The following is a 3,939-nucleotide window of genomic DNA, read 5'->3' as shown; positions in this document are numbered from 1 at the left end:
ATGTAGACGAGGAACGCGGTCAGAGCCAGCGCGCCGATCCCGATCTTCACCCACCACGGCCAGGGCGCCGGTGTGACGAAGCCCTCGATCACGCCCGACACCAGCAGCACGAACACGAGCCCGACCGCCACCGTGAACAGGCTGCGGGCGTCCTCGGCCAGCGCCTGCCCCCGAGTCCTGGCACCGGGCGCGATCCACGCCCAGAAGATCCGCAGACCCGCGGCGGCAGCGACGAAGACGGCTGTCAGCTCGAGCTGCCCGTGAGGCGCGATGTAGAGGAAGAAGGTGTCGCCCTCGCCCGCGTGGAACATGACAGCGATGGAGGTGCCGAGGTTCTGTGCGTTCTGCAGCAGGATGTACGGCACGTAGACGCCGACGATGCCGAAGGCGACGCACTGCGCCGCGATCCAGGCGTTGTTCGTCCAGACCTGGCCCGCGAAGGAGGCTGCGGGGTTCTCGGAGTAGTAGTCGACGAAGTCGTTCTGCGCGAAGCGGCGCAGCTGCGCGTCGTCGCCGAGGGCGGCGAGGAGGCGCGGATCGCCCAGGATCCAGACCGCGTACAGAGTCGCCACCAGCGCGGTCGCCAGAGCCACGGCCAGCGTGAGCCAGCGGAGGCGGTGGAGCGCCGCCGGGAGCGTGAGGACGACGAAGCGCGACATCGCCGCGAGCGGCTCCTCCCGAGTGCCGGTCAGCCTCCCCCTGGCCCGCGAGAGCGTCACGGCGAGGCGTGCGCCGACAGCGGTCGATCCAGCGGTCGACGAGAGAGCGGCGAGATCGGCCGAGGCGGCCTGGTAGCGCTCGACCAGCTCGTCGGCCTCGCCACCGGTGAGCCGGCGCTTGCGCGCGAGCTCGTCGAGTCGCGTCCATTGCGGTGCGCGGGCGGCCGAGAGAGCGTCGATGTCCATCTCCTGACAGGATAGCCGTGGCCCGATGCCAGAGCCGTGGCCCGGAGCCGGAGCCGAACAGCGGGAGGAGCACCGTGGACGACCAGCGGACCGACCTGTTCGACGACACCGACCTCGTCACCGGCGAGGCGATCGCGCTCGAGGTTCCCGTGGCCTCCTTCGTCCTCCGCGCGGTCGGCGCGATCGTCGATCTCGTGGCCGAGCTGCTGCTCGCGCTCGGCCTGTTCCTGCTCGTCGGCTCCCTGTCCGGCGACGGCGGACTCGACCCGGCGGCGTCGGCGGCGGTCGCGGTGGCGGCGCTCGTCGTGTCGATCGTGATCGTGCCGGTGACCGTCGAGACCGCCACCCGGGGGCGCTCGCTCGGCAAGCTCGTCGTGGGAGCGCGCGTCGTCCGCGACGACGGCGGATCGATCGGCTTCCGGCACGCGCTCGTGCGCGGTCTCACCGGCGTCATCGAGATCCTGATGACCTTCGGCGGGCTCGCCGCCGTCGTCGGGCTCGTCTCGCGACGCTCCCGTCGCCTCGGCGATGTGCTCGCCGGCACGCACAGCCAGCTTGAGCGGGTACCGCGGGTGGAGCCTCTGGTGGTCGAGGTGCCGGAGCCGCTGCGGGCATGGGCGGTCACGGCCGACGCCGCGCGGCTCCCGGACCCCCTGGCGCGGAGGCTGGCGCAGTTCCTCCGTCAGCGCGAGGGGATGACCGAGCCGTCGCGCTCCCTGCTCGCGAGCGCTCTCGCCGAGGAGACCGCCGCGTTCGTGTCGCCGCTGCCCGCCGCTCCCGCCGAGGACTTCCTCCTGGCGGTCGCCGCGCTGCGACGGGCGCGGGAGGAGGGCGCGCTGCGGCTCGCCGACCAGCGTCTCGAGCGCTTGGCCCCGGTGCTCGCGAGCACGCCACGCGGCTTCCCCGAGCGGTCCTAGTGGGAGGGGATCCGCTTTCCTAGGAGGACTCCGACTCCGCCGGAACCCCGAAGCGCACGGTCTGCCAGCCCCGCGGCACCAGGAGGCGGCGGTCGTGCTCGGCGCAGAGGTCGTAGCCGTGCGGGTCAGGAGCGGGGCTCAGCGGACCGACCGCCACGAGGGAGTCGCGGTAGTCGTAGGTGAGTGTGACGACGGCCGCCGCTCGGCAGCCCGTCCGCGAGCAGTGCCGTCCGGTCATCGCGCCCACAGTAGCAATAGGCTGGAGGCATGCCCCGCGCTCATCGTTCCGCCGCACGATCGGCGGGTTCCGTGCACGGGGGCTCTCGTGATCGGCACGGGCGGGGCATCCGCGGCCCGGTGACGGGGCCGCATCTGCCGCTGCTGCAGACGCGGGCAGACTTCTTCGAGACCACGATCGGTTCGGCGATCGACTATCTCCGCGGCACGTGGCCCGACGAGCTGGTCGGGCTCCGCGTCGACGTCGCCGCGACCCCCGAGGTCGACCCCGCCCGCCTCCAGGGCACCGGGATCGCCCGATGGCGCGTCGACCACGCCGCACGGCGCATCACGCTCTACCGGGTGCCGATCGAGCGCCTGGCCAAGCTGCACCGACGCGACGAATGGCACCAGCGGATGCTGATCGAGAGCTACGTGTTCCGGGCCGTCGCCGAGCTGCTCGGGCGCGATCCGTGGGACATCTCGCCGGACCGCTACCGCCACCCCTGAGCCGATCGGGCGCGGCGCTCGGATCGAGCGCACACCTCAGTGCGAGTAGACAGTGATCGGTGACGACAGCGGTCCGGGCGGCACGATCGGGTAGGACGCGATCCTCCCGTCGAGGGCGATCGAGACCGACGCCTGCACGGGCTGCGTGCTCGAGACGACGACGGCGTCGGTGCCCAGCGGAGCCGAGGCCGCGGCGAACGGGCCCAGCTCGAGGGTCCGGGTGCCTCCCGGTGCCGCGATCTCGATCGTCGCCGCCGAGTTGCTGCCGTTCAGCAGGTGTAGCAGCGCGCCGGGCTCGCCCGTGTTGGCGACGGCGAACGCCCGCGATGTGGAGGCGCCGGAGGCAAACCAGGCGAAGTCGGTGCCCGCGGAGCCGGTCGAGGTGCTCCGGCCGGCCGCGACGATCGGCTGGTCGGCTCGGAGCACGACCCGGTAGGAGCCGTCGACCAGACCGGTGAGCGGTACCTCGCCGACCCGGCCCGCGGGGACCACGACCTGCGTCGAGGCACCAGAGCCGCTGGGGTCCTCGTTGGTGATCTCGACCGAGACGGTGCTGTCGACGTCGCCGGGGGTCAGGATGCGCACCACCGGGCTGCCCGCGCCGCCGCTGCCGTCGTCACTCGACCGCTCGGCGGGCGGCGACGTGAGGGTGAAGCCCGCGATCACGGCGAGCGTGTCCGGGCCGGCCGACGGACCGGTCGTCTCGACGCCCTCGGGGGTGAGCCCCGAGATCGCGCTGCTCTGCATGCTCGCCGCCACCTCGCCACCGCGGGCGGAGACGTGCACGACGGGCTGGACGACTCCGGGAGCGAGACCCGCGAGAGGCAGCGCTCGCGTGGCACCCGCCGGGACCACGATGCCCGTCGCACCGGTCGCCTGGATCAGGCCGCTCTCACCGAACAGCGTGAGGTCGACGGTCGCGGCGACGCGCTCGGGTTGGCCAGGACGAGCACGGAGGTGCGGCCGACATCGGTCGACCCGGCGACGAGCCAGCTGTCGGCCGAGGGTTCGGCGCAGCCGCGCGCCGAGAGGCCGGAGACCGTCTCGTTCGCGATCGACTGGACGCTCACGCCGCCCGGGGTCGGATCCGCGTCGGCCGGCACGTCGAGGCTGACGATGCCGCTCCCGGGCGAGGCGACGTCGCCCTCGTCCAGCGGAGTCGAGCCGGAGGTCGAGCCGTCGGGCCAGCGGGCCGAGGTGGAGCCGTCGAAGGGGCGGAGCTCCTCGGGCTCGCTCGCGTCGATCAGGTCTCCCCCGCAGACGAGGGAGCTGTCGGCGGCGACCGGGGTCACCACGACCCCCTCGGCGGCGCGGGAGGCGAGCGGCACGGGGAGAAGCTGCGGCACGGCGACGGCCGCGGCGGCGATCACGACTCCCGCCACGCCGACGGC

The 3,939-nt window shown here is 73.3% G+C and carries 4 protein-coding genes and 1 pseudogene; 2 read left to right on the top strand and 3 right to left on the bottom strand.

Annotated features, from left to right (window positions below; all coding sequences use genetic code 11):
* The coding region (locus tag ACH61_RS14320) for a stage II sporulation protein M (RefSeq protein ID WP_068213317.1) at nucleotides 1-905 on the bottom strand (905 nt) is incomplete at its 3' end.
* Nucleotides 906-979: 74 nt separating this feature from the next.
* Here ACH61_RS14320 and ACH61_RS14315 point away from each other — a divergent pair.
* On the top strand, nucleotides 980-1,822 hold the full coding sequence (locus tag ACH61_RS14315; protein ID WP_068213314.1) for an RDD family protein: 843 nt from the start codon (nucleotides 980-982) through the stop codon (nucleotides 1,820-1,822).
* Nucleotides 1,823-1,841: 19 nt separating this feature from the next.
* On the opposite strand, the gene ACH61_RS14310 is transcribed toward ACH61_RS14315, so the two are convergent.
* Complete coding sequence (locus tag ACH61_RS14310; RefSeq protein ID WP_082845299.1) at nucleotides 1,842-2,060, bottom strand: DUF3499 family protein; 219 nt, start codon at nucleotides 2,058-2,060, stop codon at nucleotides 1,842-1,844.
* 29 nt (nucleotides 2,061-2,089) lie between these two features.
* Between ACH61_RS14310 and ACH61_RS14305 the strand changes: the two genes are divergently transcribed.
* On the top strand, nucleotides 2,090-2,548 hold the full coding sequence (locus tag ACH61_RS14305) for a metallopeptidase family protein (protein WP_068213307.1): 459 nt from the start codon (nucleotides 2,090-2,092) through the stop codon (nucleotides 2,546-2,548).
* Nucleotides 2,549-2,584: 36 nt separating this feature from the next.
* Here ACH61_RS14305 and ACH61_RS14300 read toward each other — a convergent pair.
* Nucleotides 2,585-3,618: pseudogene (locus ACH61_RS14300) on the bottom strand (DUF5719 family protein).
* Nucleotides 3,619-3,939 lie beyond the last annotated feature (321 nt).

The sequence above is a fragment of the Rathayibacter tanaceti genome (assembly GCF_001634385.1).
GTDB lineage: Bacteria > Actinomycetota > Actinomycetes > Actinomycetales > Microbacteriaceae > Rathayibacter > Rathayibacter tanaceti.
This window is presented reverse-complemented; position numbering and strand designations above follow the sequence as displayed.